This window comes from Nitrobacter sp. Nb-311A (genome assembly GCF_000152905.1).
GTDB lineage: Bacteria > Pseudomonadota > Alphaproteobacteria > Rhizobiales > Xanthobacteraceae > Nitrobacter.
Map to the genome: position 1 here is coordinate 37,961 of NZ_CH672421.1, position 15,652 is coordinate 53,612.

The 15,652-nt window shown below is 60.5% G+C and carries 11 protein-coding genes and 1 pseudogene; 8 read left to right on the plus strand and 4 right to left on the minus strand.

Annotated elements, in window-relative coordinates:
* The first annotated feature begins 176 nt into the window (after positions 1-176).
* Genes hpnC through NB311A_RS17240 form a run of 5 tightly spaced genes read left to right on the plus strand, consistent with a single transcriptional unit; the run spans position 177 to position 5,967 of the window.
* On the plus strand, positions 177-1,055 hold the full coding sequence (hpnC, locus tag NB311A_RS17220) for a squalene synthase HpnC (protein ID WP_009800061.1): 879 nt from the start codon (positions 177-179) through the stop codon (positions 1,053-1,055).
* Entirely contained in the window at positions 1,052-1,888 is an 837-nt protein-coding gene (gene hpnD / locus NB311A_RS17225; RefSeq protein ID WP_009800062.1) for a presqualene diphosphate synthase HpnD, read from the plus strand. The genes hpnC and hpnD overlap by 4 nt, the downstream gene beginning before the upstream one ends.
* Positions 1,888-3,141, plus strand: coding sequence for a hydroxysqualene dehydroxylase HpnE (gene hpnE, locus NB311A_RS17230; protein WP_009800063.1), 1,254 nt, complete (start codon positions 1,888-1,890; stop codon positions 3,139-3,141). Before hpnD ends, hpnE begins: the two co-directional genes overlap by 1 nt.
* A gap of 13 nt (positions 3,142-3,154) precedes the next feature.
* Positions 3,155-5,119 carry a squalene--hopene cyclase gene (shc, locus tag NB311A_RS17235; RefSeq protein ID WP_040675807.1) on the plus strand — a complete coding sequence of 655 codons (1,965 nt, stop codon included), beginning with the start codon at positions 3,155-3,157 and terminating at the stop codon, positions 5,117-5,119.
* A gap of 20 nt (positions 5,120-5,139) precedes the next feature.
* On the plus strand, positions 5,140-5,967 hold the full coding sequence (locus NB311A_RS17240) for a phosphorylase (RefSeq protein ID WP_086008726.1): 828 nt from the start codon (positions 5,140-5,142) through the stop codon (positions 5,965-5,967).
* A gap of 259 nt (positions 5,968-6,226) precedes the next feature.
* On the opposite strand, the gene hpnH is transcribed toward NB311A_RS17240, so the two are convergent.
* The gene (hpnH, locus tag NB311A_RS17245) at positions 6,227-7,396 is read right to left on the minus strand and encodes an adenosyl-hopene transferase HpnH (RefSeq protein ID WP_009800066.1); all 1,170 of its coding nucleotides are present in this window, start codon (positions 7,394-7,396) and stop codon (positions 6,227-6,229) included.
* A gap of 46 nt (positions 7,397-7,442) precedes the next feature.
* Entirely contained in the window at positions 7,443-8,369 is a 927-nt protein-coding gene (ispH, locus tag NB311A_RS17250) for a 4-hydroxy-3-methylbut-2-enyl diphosphate reductase (protein ID WP_009800067.1), read from the minus strand.
* Between the two features lie 469 nt (positions 8,370-8,838).
* Here ispH and NB311A_RS17255 point away from each other — a divergent pair, with 469 nt between their 5' ends.
* On the plus strand, positions 8,839-11,427 hold the full coding sequence (locus NB311A_RS17255; protein ID WP_040675809.1) for an MMPL family transporter: 2,589 nt from the start codon (positions 8,839-8,841) through the stop codon (positions 11,425-11,427).
* Here NB311A_RS17255 and NB311A_RS17260 read toward each other — a convergent pair.
* On the minus strand, positions 11,395-12,018 hold the full coding sequence (locus NB311A_RS17260; protein WP_009800069.1) for a DUF2147 domain-containing protein: 624 nt from the start codon (positions 12,016-12,018) through the stop codon (positions 11,395-11,397). The genes NB311A_RS17255 and NB311A_RS17260 overlap by 33 nt on opposite strands.
* A gap of 131 nt (positions 12,019-12,149) precedes the next feature.
* On the opposite strand from NB311A_RS17260, the gene hpnO reads away from it, so the two are divergent.
* Together hpnO and NB311A_RS17270 are read left to right on the plus strand one after the other, a co-directional pair.
* Positions 12,150-13,541 (plus strand): aminobacteriohopanetriol synthase HpnO, encoded by a 1,392-nt coding sequence (hpnO, locus tag NB311A_RS17265; RefSeq protein ID WP_040675815.1) that lies wholly within the window; start codon positions 12,150-12,152, stop codon positions 13,539-13,541.
* 180 nt (positions 13,542-13,721) lie between these two features.
* Positions 13,722-14,891 carry a M20 aminoacylase family protein gene (locus tag NB311A_RS17270; protein WP_009800071.1) on the plus strand — a complete coding sequence of 390 codons (1,170 nt, stop codon included), beginning with the start codon at positions 13,722-13,724 and terminating at the stop codon, positions 14,889-14,891.
* Positions 14,892-14,969: 78 nt separating this feature from the next.
* Here NB311A_RS17270 and NB311A_RS17275 read toward each other — a convergent pair.
* Positions 14,970-15,566: pseudogene (locus tag NB311A_RS17275) on the minus strand (UdgX family uracil-DNA binding protein); the annotation flags it as partial.
* Between the last annotated feature and the right edge of the window lie 86 nt (positions 15,567-15,652).

Here is a 15,652-nt window from a genome sequence, read left to right on the forward strand (position 1 = left end):
GACAAGCTTGCTTTACTCGTTCCCTTTTGTCGCAGTGCCACGCGACGGGGCTAAAAAGCGAAAGATAGCATTGGTTTAGCCCGCGGTTTCCTTTATATGGGACGCGGGCGACTTTGCCGCCGGTTTCGGAGCTGGCGGGAGGCCCGATTGCGATTCAGTCAACGTAACCGGTCCTGATGCCTGCCGCGAACCAACTGCGATCCGGAAAGACCCACCGCGACGAGAATTTTCCCGTCGCGTCGTGGGTCATTCACCCGCGCCATCGCGCGCTGATTCTTGCGTTCTATAATTTCGTTCGGACAGCGGACGACATAGCCGACCACGCCGAGCTAGGAGATAAGGACAAGCTCGCTTGGCTCGACTTGTTCGAGAGCGAACTCTTGGGGCAGGGGGATAGCCAGCCCGAAGCTGTCAACCTTCGCGAAGCGCTGGCGCAACGGTCGATGTCCCCGCGCCATGCCATCGACGTGCTGAAGGCGTTCCGGATGGACGTCACCAAGCTGCGCTACGAAACCTGGGACGACGTGATCGACTATTGCCGCTATTCGGCGATGCCGGTCGGACGTTTCATGCTCGACGTGCACGGCGAGCGCGAAGAGACCTGGGTCGCATCGGACGCGCTGTGCGCGGGCCTGCAAATCAACAACCACCTTCAGGATTGCGCCAAGGATTATAAAAACCTCAACCGCGTTTATCTGCCGCGCGATGCGCTTGCTGCATCGGGCGTCACGGTCGAGATGCTCAGGAACGACAAGGCTCCGCCGGCGCTCCTGCAATGCTTGCACCTGCTTGCCGGGCGGACCGAAGCATTGCTCAACGAAGGCCGGCCGCTCGCGGGCGAGATCAGGGATGTGAGGCTGGGACTGGAAGTCGCCGTGATTCAAATGTTCGCCGACAAGATCGTCGCATTGCTGAAAGTCCGCGATCCCTTAAGCGAGACGGTTCATCTCAAGCCGCTGCAACTGCTCGGCTACAGTATCGCCGGCATCACCACGGAAATGCTCCGCCGTTTGGTGCGGCGGCGGCCACTGTCGAACCCGGCGGTTGGCGTATGACAATCGAGACGGCAGCCGACGCGAGTTCGGGAGTGACCGCGTCCAACAGTTCGTTCTACGCGGCGATGCGTATCCTGCCGCGCGCGCAGCGCGAGGCTATGTTCCAAGTTTACACGTTTTGCCGGTATGTGGACGACATCGCCGATTCGGATCGTCCGCGTCCCGAGCGGCTGGCCGCGCTTCAGCAATGGCGCGACGACATCGATGCGCTCTATGGGGGACAGCCGCCGGAACGGTTGCGTGATTACGCCGTCTCCGTTCAAACTTTCGGCCTTCGCCGCGAGGATTTTCTCGCCATCATCGACGGCATGGAAATGGACGTGCTGGCGGATATTCGCGCGCCCGAGGATGCCACGCTCGATCTGTATTGCGATCGCGTTGCCAGTGCGGTCGGACGGCTATCGGTCCGGGTTTTCGGATTGCCCGAACAGGATGGCATTCTGCTCAGCCACCATCTTGGCCGCGCTCTGCAGTTGACGAACATCCTGCGCGATCTCGACGAGGACGCCGGAATCGGCCGGCTTTATCTGCCGCGCGAGGGTCTGCTCCAGGCCGGCATCAACTGCGCCGATCCGGCCGCCGTGATATCGAACCCGGCGCTGCCTGAGGTCTGCGCCCAGCTCATGGAGCGGGCGAAGACGCATTTCGTCGAATCGGACAAGATCATGGATCGGAACTCGCGCCGAGCCGTGCGCGCGCCGCGCATCATGTCGAAATATTATCACGCCATATTGGATTTGCTGCAGGATCGCGGCTTCCAGCCGCCGCGTTCACCCGTCCGCGTGAGCTATCCGGCGAAGATTGCCATTGTTCTCCGGTACGCGTTGATCTGATGCAAAGCACCGTTCATATCGCCGGTGGCGGCATTTCCGGTCTTGCAGCGGGCGTGCGTCTGGCCGAAGCCGGCTATCTGGTTCGCGTGCACGAGGCCGCGCAACAGGTGGGCGGCCGTTGCCGTTCCTATTTCGACGGCGCGACCAATCTCACGATCGATAACGGCAACCATCTGGTGCTCTCCGGCAACCACAATGTGCTGGCTTATGCACGCAAGATCGGCTCCGAAGCTGGCTTGCAGGGGCCGCCGAAGGCCGAATTTCAGTTTATCGATCTTGCCGCCGGTAAACGCTGGACCCTGCGGATCAACGACGGCCGCGTTCCGTTCTGGGTGTTCGACCGCACCCGCCGGGTGCCGGACACCTCGCCCGCCGATTACCTCGCGCTCGCGCCGCTGATATGGGCCAATGGCCGCACGCGGGTCGGCGATGCCATCAGGTGCGACGGCGTGCTTTACCAGCGGCTGGTGCTGCCGCTCCTGCTTGCGGCGCTGAACATCGATCCGCCCGACGGATCGGCGGGGCTTGCCGGTGCGATCGTTCGCGAAACGCTGCTGGCGGGGGGGCAGGCGTGCCGCCCGCTGATCGCGCGAGACGGGCTGAGCTCGGTGCTGATCGAGCCGGCGATCGACTACATTCGTGCCAGGGGCGGCAGCGTTGATGTCGGCCAGGAAGTGCGGCAGCTCACCATGGCGAACGATCGGGTGACCTCGCTCTCGCTTGGCGATCAGGCCATCGCACTTGGCCCGGATGATGCTGTCGTGATGGCGGTGCCGCCGCGATCGGCGGCCGCGCTGGTGCCCGGCGTGAGCGTGCCAACGAAGTTCCGCGCCATCGTCAACGCGCATTTCCGTTTCGTCCCGCCGCCACATCATCCGCCGATGATCGGGGTCGTGAATGGCCTGATCGAATGGCTGTTCGCGTTTCCTGACCGCTTAGCCATCACAATCAGCGGCGGCGACCGTCTGATAGACATGCCGCGCGAGGAACTGGCGCGTGCGATCTGGAAGGACATCTGCGCGGTCGCCGATCTCAAGGCCGAGATGCCGGCCTGGCAGATCGTGCGCGAGCGGCGCGCCACGTTCGAGGCTTCCCCGGAGCAGAATGCCTTGCGTCCGGGAACCCTGACGAAGTGGAAAAACCTGTTCCTTGCCGGCGACTGGACTGATACGGGGTTGCCGGCGACCATCGAGGGATCGATCCGCTCCGGAAACCGGGCTGCCGATCACATTCTGAAAACCCCGTCAATCTGAGACGCCAGCCGCCATGAGTTCCATGAACGCCACAGTTGCGCAAATCGGTGACGCAGTGCTTGAGGACCGCATCGGCTCCGCTACGCGCGGACTTCTGAACCTCAAGCAGTCGGACGGTCATTTTGTGTTCGAACTCGAGGCCGACGCGACCATCCCGTCCGAATATATCTTGCTGCGACACTACCTCGGCGAGCCGGTCGACACAGTGCTCGAAGCCAAGATCGCGGCTTACCTCCGCCGCATTCAGGGCGCGCATGGTGGCTGGCCGCTGGTGCATGACGGGCCGTTTGACATGAGCGCGAGCGTGAAAGCCTACTTCGCGCTGAAGATGATCGGCGATTCCGTCGATGCGCCGCACATGGCGCGCGCGCGTGAGGCGATCCTGTCCCGCGGCGGCGCAGCGAACGTGAACGTTTTCACGCGCTTCCTCCTCTCGTTCTTCGAAGTCCTGACATGGCGCAGCGTTCCGGTGCTGCCGGTCGAGATCATGCTGCTGCCGATGTGGTCGCCGTTCCATCTCAACAAGATTTCCTACTGGGCGCGCACCACCATGGTGCCGCTGATGGTGCTGGCGGTGCTGAAGCCGCGTGCGCGCAATCCGCGCGACGTCGGCATTCGCGAACTTTTTCTTCAGGATCCGGCCACTGTCCGCACGCCGAAGAGGGCTCCGCATCAAAGCCCGGCCTGGTTCGCATTGTTCAGCAGCCTTGACTGGATCCTGCGAAGGATCGAACCGCTGTTTCCCAAGCGGCTGCGCGCGCGCGCCATGGAAAAGGCGATCGCGTTCGTCGAGGAGCGCCTTAACGGCGAGGACGGTCTCGGTGCGATCTTTCCGCCGATGGTCAATACGGTGATGATGTATGATGCACTGGGATTTCCGCCGGAACATCCGCCACGAGCAGTGACGCGACGCGGAATCGACAAGCTACTCGTCATCGGTGAAGACGAAGCTTACTGCCAACCGTGTGTGTCGCCGATCTGGGATACCGCGCTGAGCTGTCACGCGCTGCTCGAAGCCGGCGCACCCGAGGCCCTGAACAGCGCCGGCAAATGTCTCGACTGGCTGCTCCCGAAGCAGGAGCTTGTTCTCAAGGGCGACTGGGCGGCGAAACGTCCGGACGTACGACCAGGTGGCTGGGCGTTTCAATATGCCAACGGTCACTATCCCGATCTCGACGACACCGCTGTCGTGGTGATGGCGATGGACCGGGTACGTCGTAACGGCCGAGGCGATAAATATGACGAGGCGATCGAGCGAGGCCGCGAGTGGATCGAGGGCATGCAGAGCCGGGACGGCGGCTTTGCCGCGTTCGATGCCGACAATCTTGAATACTATCTCAACAACATCCCGTTCTCCGATCATGCGGCGCTGCTTGACCCGCCGACCGAGGACGTTACCGCGCGATGCGTCTCGATGCTGGCGCAACTCGGCGCGACCGTTGATGGCAGCTCGTCCATGGCGGCCGGAGTTGAGTACCTGCGCCGCACCCAACTCGCGGAGGGGTCGTGGTACGGCCGATGGGGCCTGAACTACATCTACGGCACCTGGTCGGTGCTCTGTGCGCTTAATGCCGCCGGGGTCGACCACCAGGATCCCGCGATACGCAAGGCGGTAGACTGGCTGCTATCAATTCAGAACGAGGATGGGGGCTGGGGCGAGGATGCGGTCAGCTACCGACTCGATTACAAGGGGTTCGAGGGAGCGCCCACCACTGCTTCGCAAACCGCGTGGGCGTTGCTTGCCTTGATGGCTGCGGGCGAGGTCGAAAATCCTGCCGTGACCCGGGGAATCAAGTACCTGATAGACACACAAACAAAAAAAGGTCTGTGGGACGAGCAGCGCTACACGGCCACGGGGTTTCCACGAGTATTTTACCTGAGGTACCATGGCTACTCCAAGTTCTTCCCGCTCTGGGCGCTGGCGCGGTATAGGAATTTGAGAAGCACCAATAGCAAGGTGGTAGGGGTCGGGATGTGAATTTGGGGGCGGCGATTGACGTGTCCGTGGGCAATGCCTTTGACCCGCGGCCGGTATTGATTGTGACCGGTCTGGTTCAGGAAGCCCGCATCGCGGCGGGCCCCGGCATGACTGTTATTTGCAGCAGCAGCAATCCGCGGCAGTTGCGCGAGCTTCTCGACGGGTTTGATCCGTCCACGGTACGCGGCGTGATCAGCTTTGGCGTCGCCGGCGGGCTCGATCCGTCCTTGAAATCGGGAGACGTCGTGGTCGCCACGGAAGTTGTGGACGGGGCTTCGCGATGGGAGGCAGGCCTCGGGCTCAGCGAGGAACTGATCGACGGCTCCGGTTTGGGCGGTCAGAAAGTGGTCCGCGCCGGGCTAGCGGGGGTCGAGCAGGTCGTGCTGGAGCAGGCCGGCAAGGCGCGGCTGCATGCTGCGACCGGCGCTTCCGCTGTCGATATGGAAAGCCACATCGCGGCAGCCTATGCCACGGCAGCGGGTCTTCCCTTCGCCGCCTTACGCGTGATCAGTGATCCTGCGACGCGGGCGCTGCCCGCAATCGCCCGCGGCGCTATCAAGCCAAACGGCAACGTCGATCTGAAGAAGGTGCTACGTGGCCTTGCTCGAAATCCGCTGACCCTGCGCGCACTGGTATCCACCGGAGTCGACTTCAATCGAGCCCTCCGCTCCTTGCGCGGGTGCCGTGGTTTTCTGTTAGGCGGCGAGAGTTCCGTTCCGGCGGATTACGCTGCGCCAGTCGCAAGACCGCGAGGATCAGGCCCTCGAAAGGGTCGTGCCGGGGAGCCAGTTCCGGCGCGGCGCTTTTCCGGTTTGCGAGCGAATGTCCCACAACCCGCGCGTCTTTGACGGGGTTGAAGCCGGCCCAACTTCTGTGCTGTCCTAATTAGGGATACTCGCTCAGATGGGGGCCAGTCTCAATGTCGGCGTCCCGGTCCAAAACGAAGACGATCGCAAAACCGGCGGCCAAACCAACCCAACAGGCCGGAGGCGAATGCTCCTCCGACGTCCCGGTCCGAGAACCAAAAAGATCATGCTCAAACAGAAAGATAAGCGACGAGTCAACGCCGTTGAAACAGACTCCAGGAGCCGCTATCGCTGGATAGCGTTACGCCGCGGTAGAAGCCTTCTGTTCCTTTGCCGCTTGTTTCGCCGCCGCTGCGGCAGCTTCATCCTTTCGGATCTCTGACAGTTTCTTCTGAACCTGCTCGGCGAAAATGTACTGCGCGGGGCGCTGCTTGCTGAGATCGATCTCGGGCGCCATCGGGCCCTTGGTCCGGACCCCGCGCAACGCCACCCACATCGTCTTGAGCGGATTGTTCAGAGCGGCAGTTGCGGCGGTCGGCTCGTAACCGCAATGCGCCATGCAGTTGGCGCATTTTTCGTACTTGCCGGTCCCGTAGGAATCCCAGTCCGTGGTCTCCATGAGTTCCTTGAAGGTCTTGGTATAGCCTTCGCCAAGCAGGTAGCAGGGTTTCTGCCAACCGAAAATGTTACGCGCGGGCATTCCCCAGGGCGTGCAATGATATTCCTGGTTGCCGGCGAGGAAGTCGAGGAACAGGCCGGAGTGCATGAAATTCCACTTCTTGCCCTTGCCGAGCGTGAACACGTCACGAAACAGTTTTTTGGTCTTGGTGCGGTTCAGAAAATGCTCCTGATCGGGAGCGCGCTCGTAAGCGTAGCCCGGCGAAATCGAGACGCCGACACCGAGTTCCTGGCAGAAGTCGAGGAAAGCCGCGAGTTCCTCGGCCGGATAGCCGTCGAAGACCGTGCAGTTGACGTTGACCGTAAAGCCTTTCGCCTTCGCGGCCTTGATGGCGGAAACCGCGCGGTCGAACACGCCTTCCTGGCACACCGACTTGTCATGGTGCTCGCGCAGGCCGTCGAGGTGGACCGAGAAGAACAGATATGGGGAGGGCTCGAACAGATCGAGCTTTTTCTCCAGCAGGAGCGCGTTGGTGCAGAGCGAGACGAACTTCTTGCGCGCAACAAGTCCGCGCACGATCTCGCCGATCTCCTTGTGAATGAGCGGTTCGCCGCCGGGAATAGCCACCATGGGCGCTCCGCATTCTTCGGCGGCGTCCCAGCATTCCTGAGCGGTCATGCGACGGTTCAAGATCGCATCAGGATAGTCGATCTTACCGCATCCGGCGCATGCGAGATTGCAGCGAAAGAGCGGCTCCAGCATCAGCACAAGCGGATAGTGCTTGCGACCCATCAGCTTCTGCTTGATCAGATATCCACCGATCTTCAGTTCTTTAAAAAACGGTATTGCCATAACAAGTGTTCTTTCTGGAGTTTACCAGCTGAAATTTTGAAGGGGATCAAGCTGAGGTGAGTTCAGACGGAAGCCGGAATTCGATGTTTTCTTCCCGTCCCGGCAGTACCGAGACGGCCACCGGCCTGATACGCTTCAGGGCCTCGATGACGTCGTCGACAAGGACTTCCGGAGCCGAAGCACCGGCCGTAATACCCACGGCTTTCGCCCCTTTCAGCCACTCCGCGTTGAGTTCGCTGCCGTCAGCGATGAGGTAACTTGCGACGCCGACTTCGGTGCCGATTTCGCGCAGCCGGTTCGAATTTGAACTATTGGCCGCGCCGACCACTAGAATGACGTCCACGAGCTTGCTGAGGTCTCTTACGGCAGATTGACGGTTTTGTGTTGCATAGCGGATATCTCGTGTGTCGGGACCCTGAATATCGGTGAATCGCTGTTGGAGGGCGAGGATGATATCCTTGGTGTCGTCAACGCTGAGCGTCGTCTGGGTGATATAGGCCACCGGCGTATCGGCGGGCAGCGTCAGGGCCGCGACGTCATCGACATCCTGAACAAGCAAAACGGGGCCTGGAACCTGTCCCATGGTTCCCTCAACCTCGGGATGGCCGGCGTGGCCAATCAGGATCAGGGTCCGCCCCTTGGAGGTGTAGCGTTTGCCCTGGTTGTGGACTTTAGTGACGAGCGGGCAGGTGGCGTTGAGGACGGGCAGGCCGCGAGCGAAAGCTTCTTCTTCCACGCTCCGTGCGACGCCGTGAGCGCTGAACACGGTAACGGCCTTCGGCGGCACTTCCGATAGATCCTCCACGAAAATGGCCCCTTTATTTTTCAGGCTTTCGACGACGTATTTATTGTGAACGATCTCGTGGCGGACATACACTGGGGGGCCGTACTTCTCCAGCGCGCGTTCGACGATCTCGATCGCGCGAACGACGCCTGCGCAGAATCCGCGCGGTTGTGCCAGCAGAACTTCCATCGGGCGAGGATCAGTCAATTTGCACCTTACGCATTATGCTGTAACTCCATATAGAACCGAACGTCCCTGTAAAATCACACGTGCCTTCAAGAAATGTCACAGTATATAATCCGCAGGTCGCGATTTCTGGATTTCAACGCCATGATATATATGGCCTTTGTGGCAGAACAAAACGTTGCAATGCCGCAGGCTTTCTAGCCGGCGACCGATATCCCGGAACTGGAATTCGGTATTGTGGTATTGGCTAACTCGCCCGAATGGCTCTCACTGATTCGTCACTTGCTGTTCCCGGTGCTACTATATCAAAACCCTTGAATCGTCGGCAAATCCTCGCGAACTGAAACCCACCGCAGGTGTTACGCACCTTTCCATGCCTCTGAAATAGCATACAAAGTCATTAGGCCGGGCAGAAGACCCGAGCCGGATCCGTTCATGTGCGTATACGTACACGGTAGCAGAAAGAAAGAATGTGCTGACAGGTATTATTGTTTCGATCGTTAAGGCTTGCACACGATTTGCTTGGGCTACTGCGTTGGTTGCGATCGTGCTGGCCGCCGGCGCAGTTTTCTATTCGGCGAGAAACTTCGAAATAAATACTGATATCAATAAGTTAATTTCACCCGATCTGGATTGGCGGCAACGCGACATTGCTTTTGAAAAGGCGTTCGACCAGGAAAGGCTGATCCTTGCGGTCGTGGAGGCCCCTACGGCGGAGTTTGCCAGTGCTGCGGGCGCCGTGCTGGCTGCGAGGCTCAAGGATGACCACCGCCACTTCGAATCGGTTCAGCTTCTCGGCGGAGGGGCATTTTTCGAGCGGAATGGTCTGTTGTTCCTTCCCACCGAGGAGGTCAAACAGCTCACCGGCCAGTTTGGTGAGGCCGCGCCGCTGGTCGAAATCATGGCCGGCGATCCGAGTTTGCGCGGGCTGACCGCCGCGCTTGAAACGGCGCTGGTCGGCTTGAAGCGGGGTCAGTTCGAACTCGACAGCACGGCGCGGCCGTTCTCGCTGATCGCCCAGAGCGTTGAGGATGTTCTGAACAAGGGAAGTGGCGCTTTCTCCTGGCGTCAGCTTGCAAGCGACAAGCCGCTGCCGGATTCCGATCGCCGCTCGCTGATCCAGATCAAGCCGTACCTCGATTTCAACGCGCTTGAGCCGGGCAAGGATGCCACTGATGCGATCCGCAGAGCCGCTTTCGATCTCGATATTGCCGGCAAGTTCGGCGCGCGCGTCCGGCTGACGGGGCCGGTGCCAATCGCCAACGAAGAATTCGCCACCGTGCAGGAGGGCGCCATCGTCAACGCCGTGGGCACGGTGCTGGTCGTGCTGGTGATCCTCTGGCTGGCGTTGCACTCACCGAAGATCATCTTCGCCGTGTTTGTAACGCTGTTCGTCGGACTCGCGGTCACGACGGCCATCGGCCTCATGATGGTGACATCGCTCACTCTGCTGTCGATTGCCTTCGCCGTGCTGTTTGTCGGCATCGGCGTTGATTTCGGAATTCAGTATAGCGTCCGCTACCGTTCCGAACGATTCAAGACCAACGATCTGGAAAAGGCGTTGTTGGTGGCGGCAAAGCGTTCCGCGGTTCCGCTGTCGCTGGCGGCGATGGCGACTGCGGCGGGTTTCCTGTCGTTCCTGCCAACGGATTACAAGGGCGTTTCCGAACTCGGCAAAATCGCCGGCGTCGGCATGCTGATTGCGTTTTTCGCCAGCATCACCGTTCTTCCGGCATTGCTGCGCCTTTTGAACCCGCCGGGTGAGAAAGAACCGGTGGGCTACGCGTTCCTGGCCCCGCTCGATCGTTTTCTCGAAGACCATCGCGTGGCGATCGTCGGCAGCACCATTGCAGTCGTCATTCTCGGAGCGCCCGCGCTTTACTTCCTGCGATTCGATTTCAATCCGATCCACCTGAGGAATTCGAAAGTCGAATCGATCGCGACGTATCTGGATTTGCGGAAAGACCCCGATACCGGCGCGAACGCCATCAACGTGATGGTCAAGTCCGAGCAGGAAGCAAAGCAGGTCGAGACCCGGCTCGCCGAGCTGCCTGAAGTAGCGCGCACCCGCTCGCTCGACAGCTTTATACCCGCTGACCAGCCTGAGAAGCTCAAGCTGATCGCGCAAGGCGCCAAAGTTCTTGGTCCAGCGCTCAATCCGGATTCGATTGATCCGCCACCCTCCGACAAGGAAAATGTCGATGCGCTGAAAAGCACCGCCGACAGCCTGAGGAAGGCGGCCGGCGCTGGTCAGGGGCCGGGCGCCGCGGCCGCAAAGCGGTTGGCTGACGATCTGACCCGGCTGGCCGATTCGAACGAGGCCACCCGTGAAAAAGCGCAAGTCACGTTCGTTGAACCGCTTAAGATCATGTTCGATCAGCTTCGAAACTTACTGACGGCTGAACCTGTCTCCCTTGAATCCTTGCCGCCCGATTTCGTGAGGCTCTGGAAGAGCGATGACGGAATTTCTCGCGTCGAAGTGTTGCCGCGCGGAGATCCGGACAATAACGAGACGCTACGAAAATTTGCCAGCGCTGTGCTTGCGGCTGCGCCCAACGCAATCGGTGGGCCGGTATCGATTCTCAAGTCCGGCGATACCATCGTTAAAGCATTTATCGAGGCCGGCCTCTGGGCTCTGATCTCCATCAGCATTCTGCTCTGGCTGGCGCTACGCCGAATTACCGATGTGCTGCTGACGCTGGTGCCGCTGCTGGTCGCGGGAGCGGTGACGCTGGAGATCTGCGTGATGATCGGGCTTCCTCTCAACTTTGCCAACATCGTCGCGCTGCCCTTGCTGCTTGGCGTCGGCGTGGCGTTCAAGATTTATTATATTACGGCCTGGCGGTCCGGCAGAACGAACCTGCTGCAATCAAGCCTCACACGGGCGATCTTCTTCAGCGCGCTGACAACCGCGACCGCTTTCGGCAGCCTGTGGTTGTCGAGTCATCCGGGCACGGCAAGCATGGGCAAGCTGCTGGCGCTGTCGCTCATCACCACCCTTGCCGCAGTGCTCTTGTTTCAGCCCGCCTTAATGGGCCGTCCCCGCGACGTCGGGAAGTAGACAGATATCGCCGACGGGATCGGTCGACGAGTTGGCAGCGGCGGCGGACTTTTGACCAGTGGTCTTGTGCGCAGCCTTTGGTGACGTAGCTCTCGCAGTGGCCGCCTTCGGCGTGGTGCCGGCAGGACCGTTGGACGGACTGCTCGGAATCGGGGGCGCGACGCGGGTCCAGGTCTCGCCGCCGCACAGGAAGCCGAGCACGCAGCCTTCGATCTCGAGTTGATCTGGCGATACAAGCGTGATCGTCGACTCGTATGTCTTGCCGTCCTTTGCGTTGTAGACGTGGCCCTCCCACGCATCTTTCTCGGCCTTCTTTTTCATGTCCAGAAGGATCGGCATTCCCAGTGTTGGCCGGCTCCTTTTGGAGGCGTCCGGGTTGTTCTGATCGACTCCGCCGGGCCTTTTCTCCCACGCAACCACCCCCCACATCGCGCCGTTGCATTCGGCGACTCGAATATTGGCGACCCCCTCGGCGACGCGCCACTCCCCGGTCGGATCAGCCGCTCCGGCTATGCCGGAACTCGCCGTGATCAGGGCTGCTGCGACAAGAGAGGAAATAGCGGAAGTTCTGCAATAATCTAAAATGCGCATGGGGTGTTTCGGGCGCTGCAACATATTTTCAAGCCTGTGCTGAAGAAGAGGGCTGGGGATCAGTGACAAAGTCAAATACCGTGTTGTGCTTTTCAGTTGACGAAGTGACCATCAACCGAACTATGTAGCGGATGCTATATCCAAATCTAGACGTTTCCGAGATGTTTGTGGAGCGGCAGGCACAACGCAGCGCGATGCATGTCCGCCATCTCAATGAACAGCTCGTCAGGGTTTTGAAGACCATCGGCTATGACGTTGGTTTCCAAAGTGGACAGGGTCAATATCTGGTCGACCGCGTGGGCGCGCGTTACCTTGATCTACTAAGCGGATTTGGCGTTTTTGCGATCGGTCGGAACCATCCGGTGTTGCGGGATGCGCTGAAAAGCGTCCTGGACAGTGATTTTCCCAATCTTGTGCAGATGGATGTTTCGACCCTGGCCGGCGTTCTGGCTGAAAGGCTGGTCGCTCACGTTCCCTACCTCGACAAGGTCTTTTTCGCGAATTCCGGAGCGGAAAGCGTCGAGGCGGCCATCAAGTTCGCGCGTGTCGCCACCGGACGAACGGGCATCGTTTACTGCGATCACGCTTATCACGGCCTGACCTACGGCGCGCTTTCGCTGACAGACGACAAGAATTTCCGTGGTGGGTTCGAGCCGCTGCTGCCCGATTGCAAGGTGATTCCGTTCAATGATCTCGCCGCGCTGGAGCAGGCGTTGTCGTCGCGCCAGGTCGCGGCCTTCATCGTCGAGCCGATCCAGGGTAAGGGTGTCAACATGCCCTCCGATGAATTCCTGCCCGGAGCGGCCGCGCTGTGTCGGAAATATGGCACGCTGTTCGTGGCGGATGAAATTCAAACCGGCATCGGCCGGACAGGGCGGTTTCTGGCGGTCGAGCACTGGAACGTCGAGCCGGACATGGTGCTGCTGGCCAAGGCGCTATCCGGCGGTCACGTGCCGATCGGCGTGGTGCTGACCCGCAAGCACATCTTTGATAAAGTATTCAACCGGATGGATCGTGCCGTGGTGCACGGCTCGACGTTCGCCAAAAATGATCTCGCGATGGCGGCGGGCATTGCCACGCTTGAAGTGTTGAAGGCTGAGAAGCTGGTCGAGAACGCGGCGCGGCGCGGCGCGGAATTGCAAGCGGCGCTTAGCCGCATGGTGCCTGGCTTTGAGCTTCTGAAGGAGGTGCGCGGCAAGGGTCTGATGATCGGCATCGAGTTCGGGCCGCCGAAATCGCTGCGATTGAGGGCGTCCTGGAATTTGCTGGAAACTGCGAACAAGGGTCTGTTCTGCCAGCTTATCACCGTGCCCTTGTTCAAGGATCACAAGATACTCACCCAGGTCGCCGGTCACGGCAGCCATACGATCAAGCTGCTTCCTCCGCTCATCATCAATGAGGAGGACTGTAAGTGGATCGAGACCTCGTTCGACAGCGTCATTGCCGCAAGCCATCAGGTTCCGGGCGCGATCTGGTCGCTCGGCAAGACCCTGATGGATAATGCCGTTCGCAAGTCGGCGTGACGCCCTTTCGTTGTGAAGGGCACGATGTCAGAATCTGACCGCTAGAGATTTTTCGAGCGAAGTGGATACCGATCGCGTGAAGAAAACGCGTCAAATCAAAATCTGAGAGCCTCGCTTCTGATTGGATCGGAAGCGGAAAGCTCTCGGGAAGATCCTCGCAACCCGGTCTGGAAACTCAAGATGCCTGTCGTCAATCGCGTTGCCGATCTGCAATCCGAAATCGCCGGCTGGCGCAGGGATATCCACGCGCAACCGGAGCTGCTGTACGACGTTCCCCGCACCGCCGCGTTCGTGGCCGACCGCTTGCGGGAGTTCGGCTGTGACGAGATCGTGACCGGACTCGGACGGACCGGCGTTGTCGGCGTCATCAAGGGCAGACGCCGGGCTGATGGGGAGATCAAGGTGATCGGTCTGCGCGCCGATATGGATGCGCTGCCGATTCAGGAGGAAACCAATCTGCCTTACGCCTCGAAGATACCCGGCAGGATGCATGCCTGCGGCCATGACGGTCACACGGCGATGCTGCTCGGCGCTGCGCGATATCTCGCGGAGACGCGGAATTTCGCCGGTGAGGCGGTCGTGATCTTTCAACCGGCGGAAGAGGGGGGCGCAGGTGCCGCGGCGATGATCAAGGACGGGCTGATGGATCGTTTCAGGATCGATCAGGTGTATGGGATGCATAACCTCCCCGGCGTTCCGCTCGGCGCCTTCGCCATCCGGCCGGGGCCGATCATGGCGGCGACCGACGGCGTCGATTTCAGGATCGAGGGCCACGGCGGCCATGCCGCGCGTCCGCATCTTTGTATCGATCCGGTGTTGGCTGGCTCGCAGCTCATCGTTGCCCTGCAATCGATCGTATCGCGCAATGTCGATCCGCTGGAATCGGCGGTGATTTCCATATGTGAGTTCCACGCCGGTAATACCTCAAATGTCATCCCCCAAACGGTCGAGCTGCGCGGGACCGTCCGCACGTTGAAGGCTGACGTGCGCGACCAGATGGAGAAGCGGATTCGGGAGGTCGCCGCCGGCGTGGCGCTGACCAGCGGCGCGAGAATCGATGTCAGGTTCCGGCGTGGCTATCCGGTGACGGTGAATCACCCGGAGCAGACAGAAACTGCGCTCAGGCTCGCGAAAGAGATTGCTGGCGATAACAATGTATACGGGACGCCGCCGATGATGGGCGCGGAGGATTTCGCCTATATGCTGGAAGCGCGGCCAGGCGCCTTCATTTTTATCGGCAATGGCGATAGCGCGGGTCTGCATCATCCCGCTTACAACTTCAACGACGATGCCATCGTGTACGGCACGTCATACTGGATCAGGCTGGTCGAGACCACGCTGGCTGCCTGAGCGGAACGTTATTGGGCCCGGAAACACTCACGTCAGGAAGGCGGGTGGGCTGCCGGTGATGGTCGGCCTGCTTGTCGTTTACGCCGCCTTGTCGCGTTGCAGTTGCGTCGCGGCAATTTTCAGATCGTCGACAAAGCGCTCATATTCGCGGGCTCTGGAGTCCTGGTCCGGCAGCCGCAGCAGATAGGACGGATGCACCGTCACCAGTGCCTTGCGTCCGTCCTTCATGTCAATCAGGTGTCCGCGCGACTTGTTGATCGGTGTGATTTTTCCGAACACGCTTTGCGCGGCGGTTGAGCCCATCGCCACCACCAGCGCCGGATTGATCGTCGCTAGCTCGCGCTCATACCATTGGCGGCACGCCCTGATTTCCGGCGTGTTCGGCTTCTGGTGCAGTCTGATCTTGCCGCGCGGTACGAACTTGAAGTGCTTCACCGCATTGGTGACATAGACCTTCTTGCGGTCGATTCCGGCTTCCTTGAGGGCGCGGTCAAGCATCTGTCCCGCCGGGCCGACGAACGGTTTTCCTGCGAGGTCTTCCCTGTCGCCGGGCTGCTCGCCCATCAGCATGATCTGCGCGTGCGCCGGTCCCTCGCCAAATACAATCTGCGTCGCATCCTTCCAGAGGGGGCAGGCGCGGCAGCCGGCGGCCTGGGCGCGAAGACCGGCGAGGGAGGGGGGCGGGGCAATCATGGGAAGCTCCACTGCCTGATTTCCATCGAACTTTGGGCCAATGTCGGAAGCTGTCCGGCGTTCCGCGA